Annotated in this window: 24 protein-coding genes and 1 pseudogene; 17 read left to right on the forward strand and 8 right to left on the reverse strand. The window is 42.6% G+C overall.

All coding sequences use genetic code 11. From position 1 onward, the window contains the following. Positions 1 to 38: 38 nt before the first annotated feature. The 12 genes and pseudogenes from hisC (at position 39) to C8D76_RS01020 (ending at position 11,534) form a co-directional block, all read left to right on the forward strand. A complete protein-coding gene (gene hisC / locus C8D76_RS00970) occupies positions 39 to 1,097 on the forward strand; it encodes a histidinol-phosphate transaminase (protein ID WP_116630968.1) in 1,059 nt (352 codons plus the stop codon). A gap of 12 nt (positions 1,098 to 1,109) precedes the next feature. After that, positions 1,110 to 2,204: a bifunctional histidinol-phosphatase/imidazoleglycerol-phosphate dehydratase HisB gene (gene hisB / locus C8D76_RS00975; protein WP_116630969.1), complete on the forward strand. Its 1,095-nt coding sequence runs from the start codon at positions 1,110 to 1,112 to the stop codon at positions 2,202 to 2,204. Between the two features lie 991 nt (positions 2,205 to 3,195). Then, entirely contained in the window at positions 3,196 to 3,789 is a 594-nt protein-coding gene (gene hisH, locus C8D76_RS00980; RefSeq protein WP_116630970.1) for an imidazole glycerol phosphate synthase subunit HisH, read from the forward strand. Further along, complete coding sequence (locus tag C8D76_RS00985) at positions 3,789 to 4,490, forward strand: MOSC domain-containing protein (RefSeq protein ID WP_116630971.1); 702 nt, start codon at positions 3,789 to 3,791, stop codon at positions 4,488 to 4,490. Before hisH ends, C8D76_RS00985 begins: the two co-directional genes overlap by 1 nt. 15 nt (positions 4,491 to 4,505) lie before the next feature. After that, a complete protein-coding gene (locus tag C8D76_RS00990; protein WP_116630972.1) occupies positions 4,506 to 5,225 on the forward strand; it encodes a type 1 glutamine amidotransferase in 720 nt (239 codons plus the stop codon). Between the two features lie 79 nt (positions 5,226 to 5,304). Further along, positions 5,305 to 6,054 carry a 1-(5-phosphoribosyl)-5-[(5-phosphoribosylamino)methylideneamino]imidazole-4-carboxamide isomerase gene (gene hisA, locus C8D76_RS00995; protein ID WP_116630973.1) on the forward strand — a complete coding sequence of 250 codons (750 nt, stop codon included), beginning with the start codon at positions 5,305 to 5,307 and terminating at the stop codon, positions 6,052 to 6,054. Further along, a complete protein-coding gene (gene hisF, locus C8D76_RS01000) occupies positions 6,036 to 6,809 on the forward strand; it encodes an imidazole glycerol phosphate synthase subunit HisF (protein ID WP_116630974.1) in 774 nt (257 codons plus the stop codon). The genes hisA and hisF overlap by 19 nt, the downstream gene beginning before the upstream one ends. A 103-nt stretch (positions 6,810 to 6,912) precedes the next feature. Beyond that, positions 6,913 to 7,269, forward strand: a complete 357-nt coding sequence (locus C8D76_RS09935; protein WP_207774978.1) for a DUF262 domain-containing protein — start codon at positions 6,913 to 6,915, stop codon at positions 7,267 to 7,269. 246 nt (positions 7,270 to 7,515) lie between these two features. After that, complete coding sequence (locus tag C8D76_RS01005) at positions 7,516 to 8,667, forward strand: HNH endonuclease family protein (protein ID WP_207774979.1); 1,152 nt, start codon at positions 7,516 to 7,518, stop codon at positions 8,665 to 8,667. A gap of 157 nt (positions 8,668 to 8,824) precedes the next feature. Beyond that, positions 8,825 to 9,475 (forward strand): annotated as a pseudogene (hisIE, locus tag C8D76_RS01010) (bifunctional phosphoribosyl-AMP cyclohydrolase/phosphoribosyl-ATP diphosphatase HisIE); the annotation flags it as partial. A 136-nt stretch (positions 9,476 to 9,611) separates the two neighbouring features. After that, positions 9,612 to 10,238: a uracil phosphoribosyltransferase gene (gene upp, locus C8D76_RS01015; protein WP_116630976.1), complete on the forward strand. Its 627-nt coding sequence runs from the start codon at positions 9,612 to 9,614 to the stop codon at positions 10,236 to 10,238. A gap of 66 nt (positions 10,239 to 10,304) precedes the next feature. Further along, positions 10,305 to 11,534, forward strand: coding sequence for a nucleobase:cation symporter-2 family protein (locus tag C8D76_RS01020; protein ID WP_116630977.1), 1,230 nt, complete (start codon positions 10,305 to 10,307; stop codon positions 11,532 to 11,534). A 46-nt stretch (positions 11,535 to 11,580) separates the two neighbouring features. Here the strand turns inward: C8D76_RS01020 and C8D76_RS01025 are convergent, their stop codons facing one another. Both C8D76_RS01025 and cysS read right to left on the reverse strand, forming a co-directional pair. Further along, a complete protein-coding gene (locus C8D76_RS01025; protein ID WP_116630978.1) occupies positions 11,581 to 12,405 on the reverse strand; it encodes a class II glutamine amidotransferase in 825 nt (274 codons plus the stop codon). 171 nt (positions 12,406 to 12,576) lie between these two features. After that, positions 12,577 to 13,953 carry a cysteine--tRNA ligase gene (gene cysS, locus C8D76_RS01030; protein ID WP_116630979.1) on the reverse strand — a complete coding sequence of 459 codons (1,377 nt, stop codon included), beginning with the start codon at positions 13,951 to 13,953 and terminating at the stop codon, positions 12,577 to 12,579. A gap of 108 nt (positions 13,954 to 14,061) precedes the next feature. On the opposite strand from cysS, the gene C8D76_RS01035 reads away from it, so the two are divergent. From C8D76_RS01035 to C8D76_RS01045, 3 genes are read left to right on the forward strand one after another with little or no spacing between them, the layout of a single operon-like run. Beyond that, positions 14,062 to 14,571 carry a peptidylprolyl isomerase gene (locus C8D76_RS01035; protein ID WP_116630980.1) on the forward strand — a complete coding sequence of 170 codons (510 nt, stop codon included), beginning with the start codon at positions 14,062 to 14,064 and terminating at the stop codon, positions 14,569 to 14,571. 44 nt (positions 14,572 to 14,615) lie between these two features. Then, positions 14,616 to 15,947, forward strand: coding sequence for an exodeoxyribonuclease VII large subunit (gene xseA, locus C8D76_RS01040; protein ID WP_116630981.1), 1,332 nt, complete (start codon positions 14,616 to 14,618; stop codon positions 15,945 to 15,947). 1 nt (position 15,948) lies between these two features. Further along, on the forward strand, positions 15,949 to 16,632 hold the full coding sequence (locus tag C8D76_RS01045; RefSeq protein WP_116630982.1) for a trimeric intracellular cation channel family protein: 684 nt from the start codon (positions 15,949 to 15,951) through the stop codon (positions 16,630 to 16,632). Between the two features lie 93 nt (positions 16,633 to 16,725). Here the strand turns inward: C8D76_RS01045 and rapZ are convergent, their stop codons facing one another. The 5 genes from rapZ to lptC are packed head-to-tail and all read right to left on the reverse strand — an operon-like array spanning position 16,726 to position 19,989. Beyond that, on the reverse strand, positions 16,726 to 17,580 hold the full coding sequence (gene rapZ, locus C8D76_RS01050) for an RNase adapter RapZ (protein WP_116630983.1): 855 nt from the start codon (positions 17,578 to 17,580) through the stop codon (positions 16,726 to 16,728). 10 nt (positions 17,581 to 17,590) lie between these two features. After that, complete coding sequence (gene ptsN / locus C8D76_RS01055) at positions 17,591 to 18,112, reverse strand: PTS IIA-like nitrogen regulatory protein PtsN (RefSeq protein WP_116630984.1); 522 nt, start codon at positions 18,110 to 18,112, stop codon at positions 17,591 to 17,593. A gap of 2 nt (positions 18,113 to 18,114) precedes the next feature. Further along, positions 18,115 to 18,840, reverse strand: coding sequence for an LPS export ABC transporter ATP-binding protein (gene lptB / locus C8D76_RS01060; protein WP_116630985.1), 726 nt, complete (start codon positions 18,838 to 18,840; stop codon positions 18,115 to 18,117). A gap of 11 nt (positions 18,841 to 18,851) precedes the next feature. Then, positions 18,852 to 19,367 carry a lipopolysaccharide transport periplasmic protein LptA gene (gene lptA / locus C8D76_RS01065; RefSeq protein ID WP_116630986.1) on the reverse strand — a complete coding sequence of 172 codons (516 nt, stop codon included), beginning with the start codon at positions 19,365 to 19,367 and terminating at the stop codon, positions 18,852 to 18,854. Continuing rightward, positions 19,348 to 19,989 (reverse strand): LPS export ABC transporter periplasmic protein LptC, encoded by a 642-nt coding sequence (gene lptC, locus C8D76_RS01070; protein ID WP_116631098.1) that lies wholly within the window; start codon positions 19,987 to 19,989, stop codon positions 19,348 to 19,350. Before lptC ends, lptA begins: the two co-directional genes overlap by 20 nt. A 311-nt stretch (positions 19,990 to 20,300) precedes the next feature. Between lptC and C8D76_RS01075 the strand changes: the two genes are divergently transcribed. Further along, positions 20,301 to 21,443 (forward strand): glycerate kinase, encoded by a 1,143-nt coding sequence (locus C8D76_RS01075; RefSeq protein ID WP_116630987.1) that lies wholly within the window; start codon positions 20,301 to 20,303, stop codon positions 21,441 to 21,443. 298 nt (positions 21,444 to 21,741) lie between these two features. Here the strand turns inward: C8D76_RS01075 and C8D76_RS01080 are convergent, their stop codons facing one another. Beyond that, positions 21,742 to 23,025, reverse strand: a complete 1,284-nt coding sequence (locus tag C8D76_RS01080) for a citrate synthase (protein ID WP_116630988.1) — start codon at positions 23,023 to 23,025, stop codon at positions 21,742 to 21,744. A 277-nt stretch (positions 23,026 to 23,302) separates the two neighbouring features. Here C8D76_RS01080 and icd point away from each other — a divergent pair, with 277 nt between their 5' ends. Beyond that, a complete protein-coding gene (gene icd / locus C8D76_RS01085) occupies positions 23,303 to 24,562 on the forward strand; it encodes an NADP-dependent isocitrate dehydrogenase (protein WP_116630989.1) in 1,260 nt (419 codons plus the stop codon). Positions 24,563 to 24,575: the final 13 nt, after the last annotated feature.

The following is a 24,575-nucleotide window of genomic DNA, read 5'->3' on the forward strand; positions in this document are numbered from 1 at the left end:
ATAAGCGGAAATGACCGCACTTTAAAAAGGAATGGAATATGCAAATCTCACAACTCTCTCGTAAAAATATCCAAGCCCTTACGCCTTACCAATCGGCGCGCCGTTTAGGTGGTTCGGGCGATGTGTGGTTGAATGCGAATGAATATGCACTTTCGCCAAATTTTGATTTAAGCAATCGCACTTTTAATCGCTACCCAGAAGCCCAGCCCGAAGCGGTGATTAACAGTTATGCACAATACGCAGGCGTGCAGCCTGAAAATGTGATTGTCACTCGGGGTGGCGATGAAAGCATTGAACTGCTCATCCGTGCATTTTGCGAACCCGATGAAACCATTCTCTACTGCCCGCCAACTTATGGTATGTATGCCGTGAGTGCGGAAACTTGTGGCATCGCAACCAAAACCGTTCCGCTCACTGCCGATTTCCAGCTCAATCTGCCAGAAATTGAACGCCAGCTGGATAATGTCAAAATCCTGTTTGTGTGCAGCCCGAATAACCCAACGGGAACGCTGATCAAGCGGTCGGATTTGCTCAAACTTTTGCAAATGACAGCAGGGCGTGCGATTGTGGTGGTGGACGAAGCTTACATTGAATTTTGCCCCGATGCGACAATGGTCCCCGAGCTTGCAAACTATCCGCACTTAGCCATTATCCGCACCTTATCAAAAGCCTTCGCCTTAGCGGGCTTACGCTGCGGCTTTACCCTTGCGAATGCGGAGTTAATCAATGTTTTGCAGAAAGTGATCGCCCCTTATCCATTGCCTGTCCCCGTTGCCGACATTGCCGCTCAAGCCTTACAGCTCCAAGGCATTGCTCAAATGCAACAACGGGTTAAGGAAGTATTAGCGTTAAGAGCAGAATTGCAAAAAAATCTCGAAAACCTACCGCTTGTCGAAACCGTTTTTGCCAGCGACGGAAATTATTTATTAGTGAAATTCAAAGACGGACAAAAAGTTTTCAAAACCTTATGGGATCAAGGCATTATTTTAAGAGATCAGCACAAAGCACTCGGCTTAAACAACTGCATTCGTATTACCATTGGTACGCAAACCGAAAACAACCGTGTGATCAACGCATTGAAAGCAATTATCGAATAAAAGGAACCCACAATGACACAACAATCTATCTTATTTATCGACCGTGATGGCACTTTAATTGACGAGCCGAAAACCGATTTCCAAATTGACAGCTTAGAAAAATTAAAACTTGAGCCGAATGTGATTCCTGCATTGTTAAAGCTCAAAAACCGATACCGTTTTGTGATGGTCAGCAACCAAGACGGCTTAGGCACAGATTCCTTTCCCCAAGCGGATTTTGACAAACCGCATAACGCAATGATGGCGATTTTCCGTTCACAAGGTATTGAATTTGATGATGTTTTGATCTGCCCTCACAAACCAGAAGATCACTGCGATTGCCGTAAACCTCAAACCAAATTGTTACAAAAATATATCGACCGCGAATTGTTCGATCCCGCCACCAGCTTTGTGATTGGCGACCGTGCAACCGATGTGCAGCTGGCGGAAAATTTGGGGATCCGAGCCTTGCAATATCACCCTGAAAAATTAAATTGGGATCTGATCAGCGAAAAATTATTAGGCGAACCTGTTACCAACATTGGCAGCCGTGAACCACGCTATACCGAAGTGGCACGAAAAACGAAAGAAACCGACATTAAAGTGCAGGTTTGGCTCGATGAAACAGGACATAACGACATCAAAACAGGCGTAGGCTTTTTCGACCATATGCTCGACCAAATCGCCACCCACGGCGGATTCCGTATGAACATTTCTTGCAAAGGCGATTTATGGATTGACGAACACCACACCGTTGAAGACACCGCCCTAGCCCTAGGCACTGCACTAAAACAAGCCATTGGCGACAAACGAGGCATTGCCCGTTTTGGCTTTGTGCTACCAATGGACGAATGCAAAGCCGAATGTGCAATGGATTTATCTGGCCGCCCATTTATCAAATTCAACGCCGATTTCAAACGGGAAAAAGTGGGGGATTTCAGCACCGAATTAACGGAACACTTCTTCCAATCTATCGCCTTTACAATGCTCGCCACCCTGCACCTCAAAGCCGAAGGCGACAACGACCACCACAAAATCGAAAGCCTGTTCAAAGTGTTTGGACGAACACTAAGACAAGCCATTCGGATTGAAGGGAATGAATTGCCGAGTAGTAAAGGGGTATTGTAATTTTGTAGGGGCGGGTTCAATGCCCGCCCGAGAATAGAGAGATTTTTCTAGAATCTGATGAAATTCCGCCTGAATAAACAGCGATTTTTCGGGCAGGCACAGGACCTGCCCCTACGGGAATTTTTGGAATGTTTAAAAATGTGGCAAAAATTTTGGTGATACCCTCAAAAGTGCGGTGAAATTTTGCAAAATTTTGGATTTTTTAGACCGCTTGTGTGGAATCCCAATCAGCGATAGGTTGTGCGAAATCTATCAACCAACGATAAAACATAGGGGCGGGGTCAATGCCCGCCCGAAAATAGGGCGATTTTCCTAAAATGTGATGGAATCCCGTCAGAATAGATGGCGGTTCTGCGGGCAGGCACAGGACCTGCCCCTACGGAAATTTGGGGAATGCCTCAAAAATGCGGTAAAAATTTGCAAAAATTTGGATTTTTTAGACCGCTTGTGTGGAATCCCAATCAGCGATAAAACGTAGGGGCGGGGTCAATGCCCGCCCGAAAATAGGGCGATTTTCCTAAAATGTGATGGAATCCCGTCAGAATAGATGGCGGTTCTGCGGGCAGGCACAGGACCTGCCCCTATGGGAATTTTGGGAAATGCCTCAAAAGTGCCGTGAAATTTTGCAAAAATTTGGATTTTTTAGACCGCTTGTGTGGAATGTCAATCAACAATAGATTGTGTTAAATTCCCTCAATCAACAATAGATTGTGTTAAATTCCCTCAATCAACGATAAATTGCACGGAATTCACCAATCAGCGATAGAACGTAGGGGCGGGTTTAATGCCCGCCCGAGAATAGGGTGATTTTCCTAAAATCTGATGTAATCCCGTCTGAATAAACGGTGGTTCTGCGGGCAGGCACGGGGCCTGCCCCTACGTGAATTTTGGGAATGCCTAAAAATGCAGTAAATTTTGCAATAAATTGCACTTTGAGTATATTTTATTACCATATCCGTTTTGTATTGTCTTTACGCTAAACAGGGAAATTATGACCAAACTCACCATCATCGACACAGGCTGTGCAAACCTGTCTTCTGTAAAATTTGCATTCGACCGTTTGGGGATTCAAGCGGAGATTAGTTGCGATCTGGATAAAATCAAATCCGCAGAGAAACTGTTGCTCCCAGGGGTGGGGACGGCACAGGCGGCGATGAAGATTTTGCAAGATCGTCATTTGATTGAAACGATCCAAAATGCGACCCAGCCCGTGCTTGGGATCTGCTTGGGAATGCAGTTAATGACGGCATTTTCTGCGGAGGGCAATGTGCCAACCTTGAACCTAATGCAAGGGCAAACGGAGCTGCTGCCTAACAAGGGCTTGCCACTGCCGCATATGGGCTGGAATAAAGTGCGGTATCAGGCGGATCACCCTTTGTTCAAGGGCATTGAGCAAGAGAGCCACTTCTATTTTGTGCATAGTTATGCGGTGCTGCCGAACGATACCACCATTGCCACCAGCGATTATGGCGTGCCTTTTTCAGCCGCTATTCAGCGTGGGAATTTTTACGGCGTGCAGTTCCACCCAGAGCGTTCGGGCAAAGCGGGTGCGAAGTTGTTGAAAAATTTTGTGGAGAATGTGTAATGGCAGAAGTGTTAGCCGTGAAAACGGCAATGATAGAACCCTTGGTTTCGGCGAATGGGGCGGTGATCAATACCGCCGTTCGCAAAAAAGCGGTGCCAAATTTGGTGGTGAGCCAGCTTGGTGCGGTGGGCGATGATGTGGGTAATAAAAAACATCACGGCGGCATGGACAAAGCTTTGTTTTTCAATGGGCAAAAAACATTGGAAAAATTGACCGCACTTTTGGGCTTGGATTACGACTATTTGCAAGATTCTCGCTTTGGTGAAAATGTGGTGGTGTCATCGTTAGATGAAGAGAGCGTATGCATTGGCGATCAATTCCAAATTGGCGAAGTGTTGATTGAAGTTAGCCAGCCCCGCAAACCGTGCAATACCTTATTGCAAAGCACGGGCGTGGCGGAAACGCGTAAAGTGATGGTGGAGCAAAATTTGGTGGGCTGGTATGTGCGAGTACTACAAACGGGCGAAATTCACGTTGGCGATCGTTTAACCTTGGTTCAACGCCCCTATGCCGATCTGACGGTGGCGAATGTTCATTGTTTGCTGTCGCAACCTGCGAAAAACCTAGACAAAACAAAGCTAGACCAAGCGTTAAATTGCCCCGCATTGGCGGAGGCCTATAAATCCACCTTGCGTAAACAAGCGGAAAAATTGGCACAGAGTTCGAGCGAAAGTGCGTTTTTTAATACCCCAGAATTTTAATCAAGAGAGAAGATTATGCAGATTCATTTCGTTCAGCACGAAAGTTTTGAAGCCCCAGGTGCCTATTTATTATGGGCGGAAGAACGGGGTTATTCGGTGTCGTTTTCAAAGGTTTATCAAGGCGATGCGTTGCCAAGTGCGGTGGAAAATCTCGATATTTTAGTGGTGTTGGGCGGGCCGCAAAGCCCAAGCACCACCAAAGCGGAATGCCCACATTTCGACAGCCTTGCAGAACAGGCGTTGATCAAAAAATGCGTGAAGGCAGGCAAAGCCGTGGTGGGCGTGTGTTTAGGGTCGCAACTGATTGGTGAAGCACTAAACGCACCGCACAGCCACAGCCCTGAACGAGAAATCGGCAATTTCCCTATCCAGCTCACCGAAGCGGGCAAACAGGACAAATTATTAACGCATTTTGGTGATACGCTTACGGTGGGGCATTGGCACAACGATATGCCTGGGCTGACGGCGAATGTACAAATTCTTGCGGTGAGCAAAGGCTGCCCTCGCCAAATTGTGAAATATGCGGATTTGGTTTATGGCTTCCAGTGCCACCCAGAATTGAATGCTGACGTTGTGAAAGCCTTAATTGAAAACGAAACGGATCTTGCGGGGCAAAGCCAGCGTCATCAATTTGTGCAAGATGCCGCCACAATTTTGAGTTTTGATTACCGTGAAATGAACGCCAAACTTTATCAATTTTTAGATAATTTGGTGGCGGCGTATCAATCATCATAGAGATGTGTACAAGCGGTCTTATTTACGCATAAATTTGCAAAATAAAAAGGCTCACGCCAACAAAATACAGGAACACAATATGAAAAAATCAATGATTATCCCTGCGCTTGACCTGATTGACGGCAAGGTGGTGCGGTTGCACCAAGGGGATTATGCCAAACAGACGACATATTCAGACAACCCTATCGAACAATTTGCGAGCTACCTAAATCAAGGGGCGGAGCAGCTGCATTTGGTGGATCTCACAGGGGCGAAAGATCCTGCCCAAAGACAGACCGCACTTATCGGCAACATCATCGAAGCCACAAAAGGGAAAATTCAAGTGGGCGGGGGAATTCGCCGTGAACAAGATGTCGCCGAGCTATTTGCCGTGGGGGCGAACCGTGTGGTGATTGGCTCAACTGCCGTGAAAGAACGTGCAATGGTCAAAGGCTGGTTTGAGAAATACGGCGCAGAGAAGTTTGTATTGGCGTTAGACGTGAACATTGATGCAAAGGGGCAAAAAATCATTGCCATCAGCGGTTGGCAAGAGGCGAGCGGCGTTTCGCTAGAAGCCTTAATTGAAGATTATCAATCTGTGGGATTGCAACACGTGCTATGCACCGATATTTCCCGCGATGGCACGCTAGCTGGCTCTAATGTGGCACTCTATCAAGAAATTTGTCAAGCATTTCCGAACGTGCAGTTTCAATCTTCGGGCGGCATCGGTTCATTAGCCGATATTGAGGCGTTAAAAGGCACAGGCGTGGCGGGCGTGATTGTCGGGCGAGCATTGTTAGAGGGCAAATTTACGGTAACGGAGGCGATTGAATGTTGGCAAAACGGATAATTCCTTGTTTAGACGTGCGTGATGGGCAAGTGGTGAAAGGCGTGCAATTCCGCAATCACGAGATCATTGGCAATATTGTTCCCTTAGCACAGCGTTATGCCGAAGAAGGGGCAGACGAGCTGGTTTTTTATGATATTACCGCCTCTTCCGATGGCAGAACGGTGGATAAAAGCTGGGTGGAACGTGTGGCGAAAGTGATCGATATTCCATTCTGCGTGGCAGGGGGGATCAAAACCATTGCCGATGCCGAGCAGATTTTTGCCTTTGGGGCGGATAAAATTTCCATTAATTCGCCCGCACTTGCCGATCCTGATTTAATCACTCGTTTGGCGGAGCGTTTTGGCGTACAAGCGGTGGTTGTGGGAATTGATAGCTGGTTTGAACAGGAAACAGGCAAATATTGGGTCAATCAATATACGGGCGACGAAAACCGCACCCGCCAAACCCATTGGCAATTGTTGGATTGGGTGAAAGAAGTGCAACAACGTGGGGCTGGGGAAATCGTGCTTAATATGATGAACCAAGACGGCGTGCGTAACGGCTATGATCTAGCCCAACTCAAAAAAGTGCGTGAAGTCTGCAATGTTCCACTAATCGCCTCAGGCGGTGCAGGCGAAATGGTACACTTCCGCGATGCGTTCATTGAAGCAAACGTAGACGGAGCCTTAGCCGCAAGCGTATTCCACAAACGGATTATTGATATTGGGGAGTTGAAGGAGTATTTGGCTAAAGAGTGTGTGGAAATTCGGAAATAATGATAGTATTAGATTTTCTGGAGGGACACTAATATTTTCTCTTAACAGGGGCAATTACCCATAATAAATTAATAATTAAAGAATATTTGGAGCTAATTTAAAAATGAAAGCATCGACTAATATCAATGGAATGTTTGCAAAAAATTATTTTTCTGTACCGTCATATCAACGAGCTTATTCTTGGGATACGGAGTTAGAACCTAGTAAGCCACCAAAGCAGGTAAATATGTTCTTATCTGATTTAGAAGAACATTGCAATATTAAAGGTGGCAATTCAAAGTATTATCTAGGGCATTTCTTATTTGAGAAAAGAATAGATGGAAAGTATGATATTGTTGATGGACAACAAAGGGCAACAACTATTGTTATATTTGTTTCAGCCTTGCTTTGTTGTTTAAAAAATATTAATCCTAAGAATGAGAAATTGGGAGAATATAAAAATAAATTTATTAAAGAATGAAGGAGATATAAGTTCAAGACTGTTGATTATGATAATGCTATATTTAAAGAATTTATTCTTAATGAGAATGAAATCAATGAAGCATCAATAAAAACGGAATCAATAAAGAGAGTTATATGTGCGTATAACTATTTTAAAGAAAAATTAAGTGAAAAGTCTGAATCTGATTTAGAGAAGCTATTAAAGGTTTTAGATAGTGCGACTTGTTCTACTTATGCAGTAAAAAATAAATCTGAAGCTATTCAAATGTTTATCTTTCAGAATAATAGGGGGAAGAAAACATCTAATTTAGAAATTGTAAAAGCTAAGTTTATGTTTTATATTAATCTTTATGGTGGGGAAGATAAAGAGATCTTAATTGAGGATGTTCAAGAGAAATTTAAAACAATTTATGAGTCTATATCTCATTTTAATGATTATGTTATAAATGAAGATGAGGTATTGCTTTATTCTTTAAGAGTTTATTTTAATTCTTTATGGGAGAGTAATCCATTAGAGAGAATAGATAAAGAATTGAAAATAGATAAAAATCATAATAAAAATGATTCATTAGAATTTATAAGTAAATTTACTAATGAAATGTCTAATGATTTTAATAATATGGTTACTTTCTTCAATAATGATGAACGAGAGTCACCGAAAATACACTCTCTCATTGCTTTAAATAGAATAGGTGTGGTTATGCCTTTTATTTTAAAGGCTTATAGATATAGAATAGGAATGAAGAAGACAGAAGAATTATGTGAGCTTTTTGAGAATATTATTTTAAGACATCGTATTATTAGTACAAGAGCTGATCTTAATTCAAGGTTAAATGATGCTTTTAAGGCATTCTCTGTGGAGAATAAATCAATAGATAGTATTGTTGATACAATAAATGAACTAAAAACATCTAATAAAAAAGAGAATTACTGGTGGAATTATTGGAATAATGAGAGTTTAAAAGAGTCTTTGGAGGGGGCATTAGATCATAATATTGCTAAATTTATTCTTTGGAAATATGAAAATTATTTGAGAAATAAAATTAATTCTGTAACTGGATATAAGAATTTTTTGCGTTATGAGGATGTTGAAAAACCTGAACTTGAACATATCGCACCTAGAGTGCCTAAAGAGAAACCATCAAATGGATACGGGAAGTATGATGATAAATTTAAAGAGGCATATTTGGATTGTTTAGGAAACTATTTATTAATCTCTAAATCACATAATTGTTCAATTGGGAATAAGCCATTCAAAGAGAAACTATCTAGTTATGATGGCAGTGTATTAGAGCAGCAAAAAGAAATAGAAAAATTTGCAAATGAAAATAAAAATAAAGATAAAATCTGGGGTAAAATGGCTATTAGGGATCGTCGTAAGAAAATAATTGAGTTTATTAAAGAAACCTATTTTTAGATATAAATTAACGCCTTTTAGGCAGTAAACTATCCCAATTAATTAGTATCTTATTTCATTTATGGTGCATTTATATTGGGATATTAAACCTGATATTTAAAAATTTTTCCAATAACAGCAATGACATAATGGCTATTCTTACAAGAGCAGAAATACTAGGAAAAATATGAAAACAAAAATCAACTGGCAAAAAGTCGATAACTTGCTTCCTGTTATCGTTCAACACGCCCAAACCTGCGAAGTTTTAATGCTGGGCTATATGAACCCAGAAGCCTTAGAGAAAACCCTTGCGGAGAAAAAAGTGACCTTTTTCTCTCGCACCAAACAGCGTTTATGGACAAAGGGGGAAACTTCGGGGCATTTTTTGAATGTGGTGGATATGAGTTTGGATTGCGATGATGACACTTTGTTGATTTTGGCAAATCCCATTGGGCCCACTTGTCATACGGGGGCAGAGAGTTGTTTTCATCAGTTTGAAAGCCAATCGGAGGGCGATTGGACTTGGTTTGCCAAATTAGAACGTGTGCTTGCAGGGCTGAAATTTGCCGATCAAGAAAGCTCTTACACGGCAAAACTTTATGCAAAAGGCGTGAAGAAAATTGCACAGAAAGTGGGGGAAGAGGGCGTTGAAACCGCCTTGGCTGCCGTTTCGCAAGACAAAGACGAAGTGGTTTCTGAAGTGGCGGATTTAACCTATCATTTAACCGTGTTGTTGCAATCGATGGATTTGGAATGGGGCGATGTGATTGCCAAATTGAAAGAACGCCATCAAGGCATTGGGCTTCATCCTGAGGGTTCCAATAAATAGTGAGAAAGTGCGGTTGTAAAATTATTTAAATTTTGACCGCACTTTTTTCGTAAACTGTGATCGAGTTTATTGAAGTAGATTGACAATTCATTTACAATCAGACAATTTTTTTGTACGGCGATAAAAGGAATTGATTATGAAATTAGTCGAAGTAAAACATCCGTTGGTGAAACATAAATTAGGTTTAATGCGTGCGGCGGATATCAGTACGAAACATTTCCGCGAATTAGCCACTGAAGTCGGCAGTTTGTTGACCTATGAAGCCACTGCTGATTTGGAAGTCGAAAATGTGATTATTGATGGCTGGTGTGGGGATGTAGAAATCCAGCAAATCAAAGGCAAAAAAGTAACGGTAGTACCAATTTTACGCGCGGGTCTTGGTATGATGGATGGTGTGTTAGAGCATATTCCAAGTGCGAGAATTAGTGTGGTTGGGATGTATCGTAATGAAGAAACCCTTGAGCCTGTGCCTTATTTCCAAAAATTGGCGAGCGATTTAGATGAGCGTTTGGCTATCGTGGTGGATCCAATGCTTGCCACAGGTGGTTCAATGATCGCGACGATTGATTTATTGAAAAAACACGGATGTAAACAAATTAAGGTGCTCGTTTTAGTGGCAGCGCCAGAAGGGATTAAGGCTTTAGAAGAAGCGCATCCTGATATTGAATTATTTACCGCATCGATTGATGACCACCTGAATGAACAGGGTTATATCATTCCAGGTTTGGGTGATGCTGGCGATAAGATTTTTGGTACAAAATAATCCATTTTCTGACCGCACTTTTTGAGCGAAAGTGCGGTCGTTTTTTGTCTATTTTACAGGTGAATTATGACTCAAATTGAAAACAAACAAAGTACAACAAAGCAAGCGCTTGTGGGCTTGCAGATGTTATTTGTGGCATTTGGTGCTTTGGTGTTGGTGCCGTTGATTACAGGCTTAGACCCGAATACCGCATTATTAACCGCTGGCGTGGGGACGTTGATCTTCCAATTGTGTACAGGCAAGCAGGTGCCAATTTTCTTGGCGTCCTCTTTCGCCTTTATCGCCCCGATTCAATATGGCGTGCAAACTTGGGGTATCGCCACCACAATGGGCGGCTTGGCTTGTACGGGGCTTGTGTATTTGGCGCTGAGCACCTTGGTTAAATTAAAAGGCGTTGATGCATTACAACGCGTCTTCCCGCCTGTTGTTGTGGGGCCCGTGATTATTATTATCGGTATGGGATTGGCGCCTGTTGCGGTGGATATGGCATTGGGCAAAAATTCTGCTTATGAATACAATCAAGCGGTGCTAGTTTCAATGGCGACCTTGTTGACGACGCTTTGTGTGGCGGTGTTCTCGAAAGGGATTATGAAGTTAATTCCAATTATGTTCGGGATCGCAGTCGGCTATATTATTTGTTTATTCTTAGGCTTAATCAATTTCCAACCTGTGATTGATGCACCTTGGTTCAGCGTGCCGCATATTACAACGCCAGAATTTAAGCTAGAAGCAATTTTATATTTATTGCCTATCGCCATTGCACCAGCGGTGGAACACGTGGGCGGCATTATGGCGATTAGCTCAGTGGCTGGCAAAGATTTCTTAAAAAAACCAGGTTTGCACCGCACTTTATTGGGTGATGGCGTTGCGACTGCGGCGGCGGCTTTAGTGGGCGGTCCACCAAATACAACCTATGCGGAAGTTACAGGCGCAGTGATGCTAACACGCAATTTCAACCCGAGCATTATGACTTGGGCGGCGGTATGGGCGATTGCGATTTCATTCTGTGGCAAAGTGGGAGCGTTTCTTTCTACTATTCCGACTATTGTAATGGGCGGAATTATGATGTTAGTCTTCGGCTCTATCGCTGTTGTTGGAATGAGTACGCTGATTCGTGGCAAAGTTGATGTTACAGAAGCGCGTAACCTTTGCATTATTTCTGTGGTGATGACCTTTGGTATCGGCGGTATGTTTGTCGATGTGGGCGGTATGTCGATTAAAGGCATCAGCCTTTGTGCGATTGTGGCAATTATTTTAAATTTAGTGTTGCCGAAAGCCGAAAATAAAATAGATTAAACGATGAGGGCGGATTGAATATCCGCCCTTTTTGGTTGTTTATAAATTAATGCTGTGCAGAGCCTAGTGTTCCGTCATCGGCGAGTTCTTTTCTAACGCCAACCACTTCCCGAATTTTTTCCCCATCTTTAAAAAACACAAAACCGCCGTGTTCCATTTTTGTCCACTTCTCGTTTTTAGTAAGAGGGAATGTGGTAATAATGGTTACTTTATCGTTTTTCGTGGTGTAGTTGGTGAAGTCAATCACGCCGTCATCATCCACTCGTTGAACTTGGCAAAATGGCGCTTTGCGGCAGATATAATGCAAATTGGTCGAACAATGGGCGATCATCCATTCGCCATTCGATAGAATAAAATTGAACGTGCCATATTGGGCTAATTCTTTCGTGAGTTCTTGAATGTAGGCAAAAATTTCATCTTCTGAAGGTTTTTGGCAATAACGTTTTTTGAGCTGATCGGCAATATAACAAAATGCGGTTTCAGAATCCGTTGAACCAATTGGACGGCAATAACACCCCGAGAGATCGGGCAATTCTTTCAGGTTTCCATTATGAGCAAACACCCAATTTTCGCCCCAAATTTCACGAATGAAAGGATGCGTATTAACAATGCTCACATCGCCCTGCGTTGCTTTGCGAATATGCGCGATCACATTTAAGGATTTAATATTGTATTGTTTCACACAATCGGCAACGGGCGACAGGGCGGCAGGTTTCTCATCACGAAAAATACGCACGCCTTTGCCTTCAAAAAAGGCGATTCCGAAACCATCAGAATGGCTGTCTGTTAAACCTGCGCGGCGGCGAAAACCTTCAAATGAAAACACAATATCTGTTGGCACATTGCAATTCATACCGAGTAATTGACACATAAAAATACCTTAAACTCAACCTTTAATACGTTTAATGATTTAACAACATCATTATTGTAATTTCAATATGTTGCGCAACAAGTTTTTAGAACGAATGGGAACATCATATATCTGTTGAAAGAAAGTGCGGTCAGAAATTTAGAAATTTTTGACCGCACTTTGGGGGATAGCTTATTGTTTACGCCAAGTGGTGCCGTTTGGGCTATCTTCTAAAACGATGTTCATTGCTTTCAATGCATCACGAGCGGCATCGGCAGCTGCCCAGTCTTTTGCAGCGCGAGCATCGTTGCGTTGCTTGATTAGGGCTTCGATTTTCGCTACGTCATCATTGTCTGCATCGCCTTGCAAGAATGTGTCGGCATCTTGTTCTAACAAACCTAACACGCCAGCAAGTTGTTTTAAACGGCTAGCGAGTTTATTGGCTTCTGCTTGGTTTTCCGCTTTTAATTTGTTGATTTCACGGGCAAGTTCAAATAACACTGCCAACGCGCCTGGTGTGTTGAAATCATCATTCATCGCTGTTTTGAAATCACGCACATATTGATCTTCAGCCGTAATTTCCACGATTTCACAACCACGCAATGCGGTATATAAACGCTCTAACGCTTTGCGTGCGAGAGCAATATTTTCTTCACTGTAATCCAGCAAGCTGCGATATTGGGCGGTTAAGAAGAAATAGCGGACGCTTTCTGCATCGTATTTAGTCAAAATGTCACGAATTGTGAAGAAATTATTGAGCGATTTTGACATTTTTTCTTCGTGAATGGTAAGCATACCTGTGTGTAGCCAGTAGTTCACATAATCGCCATCGTGGGCGCAGCAAGACTGGGCGATTTCATTTTCGTGGTGTGGAAACATCAAATCAGAGCCGCCACCGTGAATGTCGAAATGGTTGCCCAATTCTTTGCTGTTCATCGCTGAACATTCAATGTGCCAGCCCGGGCGACCTTTTCCCCAAGGGCTATCCCAGCTCGGTTCGTTGGGTTTAGACATTTTCCATAGCACGAAATCCATTGGATTTTTCTTAACGGATTTAATTTCAACACGTGCGCCTGCTTGCAACTGTTCTAAATTTTGGCGAGAAAGCGCACCGTATTTTGCAAAGGATTCCACATCAAACATCACATCGCCATCTTCTGCCACATAAGCGTGTTTGCGGGCAATCAAACTTTCTACCATTGCAATAATTTCAGGAATGTGCTGAGTGGCGCGCGGTTCTACGTCTGGGCGTTGAATATTGAGCGCATCAAAATCTTTATGCATTTCTGCGATCATTCGATCCACTAATTGCTCACAGCTTTCATTGTTTTCCAACGCACGTTTAATGATTTTATCGTCCACATCGGTGATGTTGCGAACATAACGCAAATTATAGCCAAGATAACGTAAATAACGGGTAATCACATCAAAGGAAACAAAGGTGCGTCCGTGCCCAAAATGGCATAAATCATAAACGGTTACACCACACACATACATACCAATTTGATGAGGATTGATCGGTTTAAATTCTTCTTTTTCTCGGGTTAAGGTGTTGAAAATTTTTAGCATAATTATCTCGTGAAAATTCAATGAAATCTGACCGCACTTTATAGCACTAATCGGCTTTTTATGGAATAATGCTTTGCGAAATTAATCCCCAAATAAAAGGAAATCATAATGGTTACATTACATACCAATTTCGGTGATATCAAAATCGCCTTAGACTTTGATAAAGCGCCTGTGACGGCGAAAAACTTTGAAGATTATTGCAAAGCAGGTTTTTATAATAACACAATTTTCCACCGTGTTATTGACGGATTTATGATTCAAGGCGGCGGTATGGAAAGCGGTATGCGCGAAAAAGCTACCAATGCACCAATTCAAAATGAAGCAACCAATGGCTTAAGCAATAAGCGTGGCACGATTGCGATGGCGCGTACTTCTGATCCGCATTCTGCAACGGCGCAATTTTTCATTAATGTGGCGGACAATACATTCCTTGATCATCGTTCAAAAGAAATGTTCGGCAAAACAGTGGTGCAAGAATGGGGCTATGCCGTGTTTGGCGAAGTGGTTGAAGGTATGGACGTTGTGGACAAAATCAAAGGCGTGAAAACGGGCAATGCAGGCTTCCACCAAGATGTGCCTAAAGAAGATGTGGTGATTACTTCCGTATCGGTTGAATAATATTTATGGGGTGAGCATTGGCTCACCTTTTTTCTGAGATAATTATGGACAACGCCAATATTTATTCCGTTTCGCAATTAAATCACGCGGCAAAAATGTTGCTAGAAGGGCAGCTGGGGCAAGTGTGGTTGACGGGCGAGATTTCTAATTTTAGCCAGCCTGTGTCTGGACATTGGTATTTAACGCTGAAAGATGAAAATGCACAGGTGCGTGCGGCGATGTTTCGGCTGAAAAATATGCGTGTTAGCTTTCGCCCACAAAATGGTATGCAAGTGTTGGTGCGTGCGGCGGTGAGTTTGTACGAGCCAAGGGGCGATTATCAATTAATTATTGATGCAATGCACCCCGCTGGCGAAGGCTTGCTACAACAGCAATTTGAGCAGCTGAAAATGAAATTGGCAGCGGAAGGCTTGTTTGCGCAAAATCTTAAGAAAAATCTACCGCACTTTTGCAAAACTGTTGGCGTGGTTACTTCAGCAACTGGGGCGGCGCTGCAAGATATTTTGCACATTTTGAAACGGCGTGATCCGAGTTTGAAAGTGGTAATTTATCCTACGGCAGTGCAGGGCAAAGAAGCCACTGCAGAAATTGTGGAAATGATCGAATTGGCGAATATTCGCCAAGAAGTTGATGTGCTGATTGTTGGACGTGGCGGTGGTTCGTTAGAAGATTTGTGGTGTTTTAATGAAGAAAGCGTGGCGCGCGCGATTTTTCGTTCCGTGATTCCTGTGATTAGCGCGGTGGGGCATGAAGTGGATGTCACCATTGCGGATTTTGTTGCAGATGTGCGTGCCCCAACCCCTTCTGCAGCAGCCGAATTGGTGAGCCGTAACCAAGACGAACTTCTGCAACAATTGCACTATAAAAAGCAACGTTTGGATATGGCATTGGATCGTATTTTTGCCTTGAAAGCTCAAGCCTTACAAGAAGTGCAAGCACGCTTGCAGCATCAACACCCTAAAATGCGTTTGCAAGTACAGGCGCAGAAAACCGCGCAGTTGGAACAACGTTTATACGCGATTATTCAGCGCATAATGGAAAAAAATCGTTATAAAATGACCGCACTTAATGAACGATTGGCTAAAAATCCCTTGCCATTTCGTGTGCAAAAACAGGCGCAAAGCGTGGAACAGTTGAATGTGCGCTTAGAATTAGCGTTAAAAAATCATTTAAGCGTGCGTCAGCATCAGTTAGCGAATTTATGCGGCAAGCTAGATGGTTTAAGCCCGCTAAAAGTGCTTTCTCGCGGTTATTCCATTGCCCAAAATGCGCAAGGGCAGGCGCTGATTAGCGTATCCCAAACTAAGTCTGGGGAAAGGTTACACACCCGTGTAACAGATGGTGTCATTATTAGCCAAGTGGTTGAAATACAATAAAATGTTATTAGAAATTCTTTTTTATATTGGCTTAGTGGTGGAAGCGATGACTGGTGCGCTTTCCGCAGGGCGTGAGAAAATGGATATTTTCGGCGTGGTGGTCATTGCTTTTATGCCCGCTTTGGGCGGCGGTGTTATGCGCGATATCGTGCTAGGGCATTATCCACTCAGCTTTGTAGAAAATCCCCATTGGACATTAATTGTTGCCGCAACAGCGATACTCACGGTGTTGATTGCGCCTTTAATTACCCATTTTAACCATTCGTTTCGTACCAGCTTTTTAGTTTTAGATGGCGTTGGGTTAATTTTATTCTCTATTTTCGGCACGCAAATTGCTCTGAATATGGGATATGGTGTAACCATAGCCTGCATTTCGGCTATTCTCACTGGCGCTTTTGGTGGCGTGTTGCGAGATATTTTGTGCAATCGTATCCCTTTGATTTTCCAGAAAGAATTATATGCCGCCATCGCTTTGTTTACCGCTTGCTTGTATATCGGGCTGTTAGAAATTGGCGTTTCGCTCAATTTAACGATTTTTATCACCTTAATAACTGGGGTAATTTTCCGTTTATTAGCGATTTATTTTAGCTGGGGATTTCCCGTGTTTGACTACCAAGAACAGGATATTCCTGCCAAAGAAATGTTGCCAAGATTTACTTATCGCCGTAAATATAAAGAAAAATAATCTTATAATGAATGGCGAGTATTGAGATTGCTGAAAGAAAAAGTGCGGTCAAAAATTTTCATTTTTTTGACCGCACTTTAGTTTAGTGTTTCTTTATTTTTTATGTTTATCCAAAGATTTGTGCTGAATTTTGACGTTCTTACCTTTGGCTTGGAAGTATTCGCCAAGTTGCTGTGCAATATAAACGGAGCGATGTTTTCCGCCGGTACAACCGATTGCAATCGTGAGATAGCTACGGTTGTTTTGCTCTAACATCGGCAGCCAAGTTTCAATATAATTCCTTGTTTTATAAATAAATTCGGTCACTTCATTATGTTTGGCGAGGAAATCCATAACTGGCTGTTCAAGCCCTGTCATCGGGCGTAGCGCAGGATTCCAGTGCGGATTTGGCAAAAAACGCACATCAAATACATAATCCGCATCAAGCGGTAGGCCATATTTAAAGCCAAAAGATTCCACCACGATTTTTAATTCTTTATCTGATTTTCCGTGCAAAAACTCGCGTAAGCGTTCGGCTAATTCGTGGGTGGAAAGCACGCCTGTGTCGATAATTAAATTGGCATGCTGAACCAATGGCTCTAATTGGTCACGTTCTGCATCAATGGCAGCTTCTAAAGAGAGATCTTTCACCGATAAGGGATGCAGGCGGCGCGAATCGCTATAACGGCGAATGAGCGTGCTGCGATCGGTGTCTAAGAAAATAATTTTTACTTGGTGGTTGGCGCTCACTTGGTTGAGTACGCCATCAAGGGTTTCGGTGGAATGGGGCAGATTACGAATATCAAGACTAATGGCAACGGCAGTTTGCGTGTTGGCGAGAATATCAGTGAGTTGTGGCAATAAATCGATGGGTAAATTATCGACACAATAATAACCAATATCTTCTAACGCCCGTAAGGCGACTGATTTTCCTGCGCCAGAACGTCCGCTGATAATAATGATTTCCATAGCCCAGCTCCTATTCAGTTTGTTCTGTTTGATTCTGTTGTTGGCTTTGTTGTTCGTTTTGTTGCTCGAAAGCTTTGTCGGCATATTCAAAAATTTGCCAAATTTCGTCCGCACTTTGTGCAGCACGCAATTGTTTACAAAGCGATTTGTCGGTGAGCCGTTGCGAAAATTCTTCTAATACGCTGATATATTGGCTACACATACCTTCTGGAATGAGCGTGACAAAGATTAAATCGACATCACGTTTATCTAACGCATCGTAATCTAAAGGCTCGCTCAGCTGCAAAAAAATCGCTATCGCTTTATCGCCAACGGGTAGTTTTGCACGCGGCATTGCCACGCCATTGCCAAGCCCGGTACAGCCTAATTTTTCACGGTTAAATAATCCAGCAAAACATTGTGAACTGGGAAATTCACTTTCTGCGATTTTGGATTCAACCATACGCCCAATGGATTCAAACATGGTTTTTTTGCTGGAATAAACCATACCTTGCCGAATATTATCGGGCGTTAAGATTTCAGTAAATTTCATCGTTATAACTTAAATTCTTCACCCAGATACACCTGTTTGACATGCTCATTATTCATGACTTCATCAGGGGTGCCTGTGGCGATCATTTTGCCTGCACTTACAATATAAGCGCGTTCACAAACATCTAACGTTTCCCGTACATTATGGTCAGTGATTAATACACCTAAACCACGATCACGGAGATCTTTGATAATTTTTTTAATATCAATCACGGAAATTGGGTCAACCCCAGCGAAAGGCTCATCCAATAAAATAAATTTGGGGTTCGCAGCCAATGCGCGAGCGATTTCAACACGGCGGCGTTCACCACCAGAAAGTGATTGCCCAAGGCTGTCACGAATGTGGCTGATATTAAATTCTTCAATTAATTCTTCTGCACGATCACGGCGCTGTTCTTGGTTGAGATCTTTACGAATTTCAAGAACCGCCATTAAATTATCATAAACGCTCAAACGGCGGAAAATAGAGGCTTCTTGTGGTAAATAACCGATGCCTTTTTGCGCGCGGTTGTGCATTGGCAATAAACTAATATCTTCATCATCAATACGAATTGTGCCTTGATCATGGCGCACTAAACCTACAACCATATAGAATGAAGTGGTTTTTCCTGCACCATTGGGGCCTAATAACCCGACAATTTCATTTGAACGCACCGTGAAACCCACATCGGAGACCACTTGACGCGTTTTATAACTTTTTGCTAAATGTTCTGCATAAAGCACTGACATATTAAGAAATCCTATTTTTTCTTATCATTAAGCTGATTTGGAATTAATATTGTTCGTACACGATCATTGGCGGCGCTTGTCGCTTTCAACTGCTGTTTTTGCACGTCATAAGTAATGACATCGCCATTAATTTTGCTGTCGAGCTGTTTTAACTCAGCATTGCCTGTTAAGGTTAAAAATTCTTTGCCAAGATCATAATGCACTTTATTGGCTTTGCCATCTACTGGTTTACCATCGTCTAATTTCTGATGAAAGGTAACAGGCGAGCCAAAGGCTTCCACAGTTTCTTTTTTATTGGAGCCTTCTGGTGGACGAGTAATGACCACTTTGTTGGCTTTGATTAAAATGGAACCTTGAGTAATGACAACATTATCCGTAAAGGTAACGACGCTATTTTCCATATCAAGGGATTGATTGTCCGAAGTGATATTAATAGGTTGATCGGTATCACTTTTCAAGGCAGAAGCTGAAAATGACGCCACCATTAATAGGGCAGAAACTAGAATTTTATTGGTTGTCGATTTCATAATGAGTTTTCACCTGTTCCTTTAATGTTGCAATTTGTTGTTTCAAATTGCCGTTTAATTTTAAGCCTGTGCTGGTGAAATTCTGACCATTAATTTTCACCATTTTATCTGAAGTAATATCCTGCGTTTTTAAGTTCACAACAGCCGCGTCGGTTTCTATACGTTGCAATTTAGAGACGGGCAACAAACTTTGTGCGATAACATTGCCCTCTAGCTCTAGCATATTATCTTTGGTTAATGTTGCTTTATTCGCCGTCAATTTCCAACTTTCTGTTTGATTTTTGACCGCACTTTGTGTGTCGTTAGCGGGCGTATTGTCATTTTTATTGTCATTGTTATCGTTATTTTTTAACGTTTGTACATCAAGCACATAGACAATCGGGCTTTCAAATTCTGTACGCCCGTCTAAAGTAAAATGCTCTACCTTATCTGCCAATGCAACATATTGTTTTTCGCCCGTTGGGGAAAACACCGTCGTTTCCATTTTGTGCCCAATGTATTCTGGGCTTTCAGGCGCTTTGACTAAGTCTGTTAAATTTGTATCATCTTGATTCAAGGAATAAAACCACGCTAATAAAACTAACGCAATCACCCCAAGAACCAAATTCCAACGAATATTCATCATGCTGATCTGTTTTTCCTTCGCTAAATCAATGGCAGATCATAGCATATTTTAGCGAAATGTTGGGGTTCGAGTGAAAATAATTCATCGCTAAATTATTTTTATGACTCATGCACATATTGTATTATGTTTCTGAATAAAATAGACCTTAAAAACGTCATCATTTTGTGAGTGGCGAGCAGTTTTCGTTTATAGAGATTATCCTTGTTAGCCAGTTAAATTTCAGCTATTCATAATGAATATAGCGATATGCTCAAAAGTGCGGTCAATTTTATGATAATTTTAAATCGGATTATTAACGGAGTGAGTGTATGAAAATTGTTATTGCGCCAGATTCTTATAAAGAAAGCCTTTCTGCACTGCAGGTGGCGAATGCCATTGAGAAAGGCTTTAAGCACATTTTCCCCAATGCTACTTATCTCAAAGTTCCTGTCGCAGATGGCGGTGAAGGCACGGTTGACACGATGATTGAAGCAACGGCAGGTAAAAAAATTGAATTAGCTGTCGTTGGCGCTTTAGGCACAGCCTTAACAGGCTTTGGGGGGATTTCAGGCGATAGCAAAGTTGCCTTCATTGAAGTCGCCGCCGCTTGTGGTATTGAGCAAGTACCCGCAGAACAACGCAATCCTCTCATCACCACGACTTATGGTGTCGGCGAATTAATTTTATCTGCCCTTGATTTAGGCGTACGCCATTTTATTGTCGGGCTTGGTGGCAGTGCAACCAATGATGGCGGCGCAGGCATGTTACAAGCCCTTGGCGCTAAATTATTAGATGAAAAGGGCAAACAATTAGGTTACGGCGGTGCAGAGCTTATTCGTCTGGCGAAAATCGATCTTTCTGAATTTGATCCACGCCTAAAAGAATGTCGTTTTGATGTGGCTTGCGATGTCACCAATCCTTTAGTCGGTGAAAAAGGCGCATCGGCTATTTTTGGTCCCCAAAAAGGGGCAACGCCCGAAATGGTCAAACAACTTGATCAAGCGCTTAATCATTATGCTGATGTGATCGCTGATGATCTTCATGTTGAAGTAAAAAATATACCGGGCGCAGGGGCTGCAGGTGGTTTGGGCGCGGCTTTTGCAGGTGTTTTAAAAGCCGAATTAAAAAGTGGTATCGGCATTATCACCGAATTACTTAAACTAGAAGAAAAAATGAAAGATGCCAACCTAGTCATTACAGGCGAAGGGCGTCTAGATCATCAAAGCATTAATGGCAAAGTCCCTGTGGGCGTAGCGGCGGTGGCAAAACGGCATAACATTCCAGTTATTGGAATTGCGGGCAGCCTTGGGCAGGATATTGATGTGGTTTATGAGTACGGATTAGACGCGGTATTTAGCGTTCTCAATAAAGTTTGCAGCCTGACAGAAGCCTTAGAGCCAACCACCGCAGCGATGAATTTAGAAATAACCGCAAGGAATATTGCCGCCACATTAAAAATGAATATGGCATAACGTGCATTGCGTAACGCACAACGACATTGATCGTAATTCAATAGCGAGAGTATAACGCCAAGTATGGTAGAGAGATTAAACCATCTTGGCGTTGATAATCCTGATTTCTGTAAAGAGAAAATAATACTCACATAATTTGAATGCTCCAAAACAAATGCCCTTAACCTTGCTGAGAAAGTTAAGAGCATTATTCATTTGCAATGAAATTGCAGTTGGGTTTTGTGGGGTGGCTAGATAATCTCGAAATTTTCTCAATTTTGACCGCACTTTATGACAATTTTATTCCCCTTTTATATTGTTACCCTTTCGGCATCGGTGGGAAATCGCGTTCTTTATGTCCCGTGTAGATTTGGCGTGGACGAACGATTTTGAAGTTGCCTTGTCGGTACATTTCTTTCCAGTGAGCGATCCAACCAACGGTTCTTGCCAACGCAAACATAACGGTGAACATGGAAGTTGGGATGCCGATAGCTTTTAATACAATCCCTGAGTAGAAGTCCACATTGGGGTAGAGTTTGTGCTCAATGAAATAAGGATCATTTAGCGCGATACGCTCTAATTCAAGTGCCACATCAAATAATGGATTGTCGATGTTGAGCTCTCTTAATACTTCATAACAGGTTTCACGCATCACTTTAGCGCGCGGATCGTAATTTTTATACACACGATGGCCAAAGCCCATTAAGCGGAATGGATCGCTTTTATCTTTGGCGCGCGCGATAAATTCTGGAATTCTGTCCACCGTGCCAATTTCTTCTAGCATATTAATGCAGGCTTCATTGGCACCGCCGTGTGCAGGCCCCCATAATGAAGCGATACCCGCAGCGATACAGGCAAATGGGTTGGCACCCGATGATGCGGCGGTGCGCACTGTTGAGGTGGACGCATTTTGTTCGTGATCCGCGTGCAGAATAAAGATTTTATCTAAAGCGCGTTCCAGCACAGGGTTGACGACGTAAGGCTCGCAAGGGGTTGCAAACATCATATAAAGGAAGTTGCCCGCATAAGATAAATGATTTTGCGGGAACATAAATGGCTGCCCAATGGAATATTTATAACACATTGCCGCCAACGTCGGGATTTTGGCTAATAGGCGAATTGCGGTCAATTCGCGGTGTTCTTCTTTGTTTACATCGATAGAATCGTGATAGAACGCCGCTAATGCGCCACTCACCCCGCACATCACCGCCATTGGATGCGAATCTCGGCGGAACCCTTGGAAGAACTTGGTTAATTGTTCGTGTACCAAGGTATGACGTTTCACTAACTGGCTAAATTCATCGTATTGCTGCTTGGTTGGGCGTTCGCCAAAGAGCAAGAGATAACTAATTTCAAGATAATCACCATTGGCAGCCAGTTGGTCAATGGGGTAGCCACGATAGAGAAGCATACCGTTATCACCGTCCACATAGGTGATTTCAGATTCACAAACTGCCGTTGAAACTAAACCGGGATCGTAAGCAAAGAGCTGGTGCTTTGTTAACGGACGCATATCTACCGCTTCATAACCCAGTGTGCCTTTGTAAACGTTGAGCTCGTAATCGTGATCATTGATCGTAAGGGTTGCTTGTGCCTTTGCCATATAACTCTCCTGTATTGAAATATTATTAGAATTTTAGGAAAACAGGCTTTGAACTTATCACTATCTCGAATCATTTTGCAATATATTTTTATGCATGAATGGTTTCAGCATTTAAAAGTGCGGTCAAAATTAGAAAAATTTTAATGGTTGTCAATATTTTTTAGGCAAACCTATTCTTTTTTAACGCGAAAGGTGCTATTTTTCTAAACTTATTCGGCTAAATTTATAACAAATAATTTACAAAAATGCCGTGCTTTAGCATTCATCAGGAGGTTTTATGCAATCACACACTCAGTCAAAAGTTCAAGTTCCACAAGGTGAAAAAATTCAGCTCGCAGCGGGTGGGGCATTAGTGGTGCCCGATAACCCGATTATTCCTTTTATTGAAGGCGACGGCATTGGCGTTGATGTTACCCCAGCGATGCAAGCGGTTATTGATGCGGCGGTGGAAAAAGCGTATCAAGGCAAACGCCAAATTTCGTGGATGGAAATTTATGCTGGCGGTAAAGCAAATGACGTTTATGGTGAAAATACTTGGTTGCCAGCGGAAACCTTAGATTTTATTCGTGATTATCATGTGGCGATTAAAGGCCCATTGATGACGCCAGTGGGCGGTGGCATTCGTTCTTTGAATGTAGCAATGCGCCAAGGGTTGGATTTGTATAATTGTCTTCGCCCTGTTCGTTATTACGAAGGCACGCCAAGCCCAGTGAAACACCCTGAATTAGTGGATATGGTGATTTTCCGTGAAAATTCGGAAGATATTTATGCGGGTGTGGAATGGGTTGCGGGTTCTGCGGAAGCCAATAAAGTGATCAATTTCTTGCAACAAGAAATGGGCGTAACCAAAATTCGTTTCACCGAAGATTGTGGCATTGGCATTAAACCTGTTTCCAAACAAGGCACACAACGTTTAGTACGCGCCGCATTGCAATATGTGATTGATAATGACCGCACTTCGCTCACCCTTGTGCATAAAGGCAATATTATGAAATTCACAGAGGGCGCATTCAAAGAATGGGGTTATCAAGTGGCAAAAGAATTTGATGCTGAATTTATCGAACAAGGCCCTTGGATGCGACTAAAAAATCCGAATACAGGGCGTGAAATCATCATCAAAGATTGCATTGCAGACGCGTTTTTACAAGAAGTGTTATTGCACCCAACGGATTATGATGTGATTGCCACCTTAAATCTGAATGGCGATTATATTTCCGATGCGCTAGCCGCCCAAGTGGGGGGCATTGGTATCTCGCCAGGTGCGAATATTGGCGCTGAAGCAGCAATTTTTGAAGCCACTCATGGCACAGCACCGAAAATTGCAGGGCAAAATAAAGGAAACCCAGGATCGCTCATTTTAAGTGGAGAGATGATGCTGCGTCATCTTGGTTGGACTGAAGCCGCAGATTTAGTGGTGAATGCCGTATCAAAAACCATCGCCAATAAAACGGTGACCTTTGATTTCGCAGAAATGCTAGAAGGGGCAACTTTGCGTTCTACTTCAGAATTTGCACAAGATATTATTCAAAATATGTAAATACAATTAAAGA

It is taken from the genome of Alitibacter langaaensis DSM 22999 (genome assembly GCF_003096995.1).
Classification (GTDB): Bacteria; Pseudomonadota; Gammaproteobacteria; order Enterobacterales; family Pasteurellaceae; genus Exercitatus; species Exercitatus langaaensis.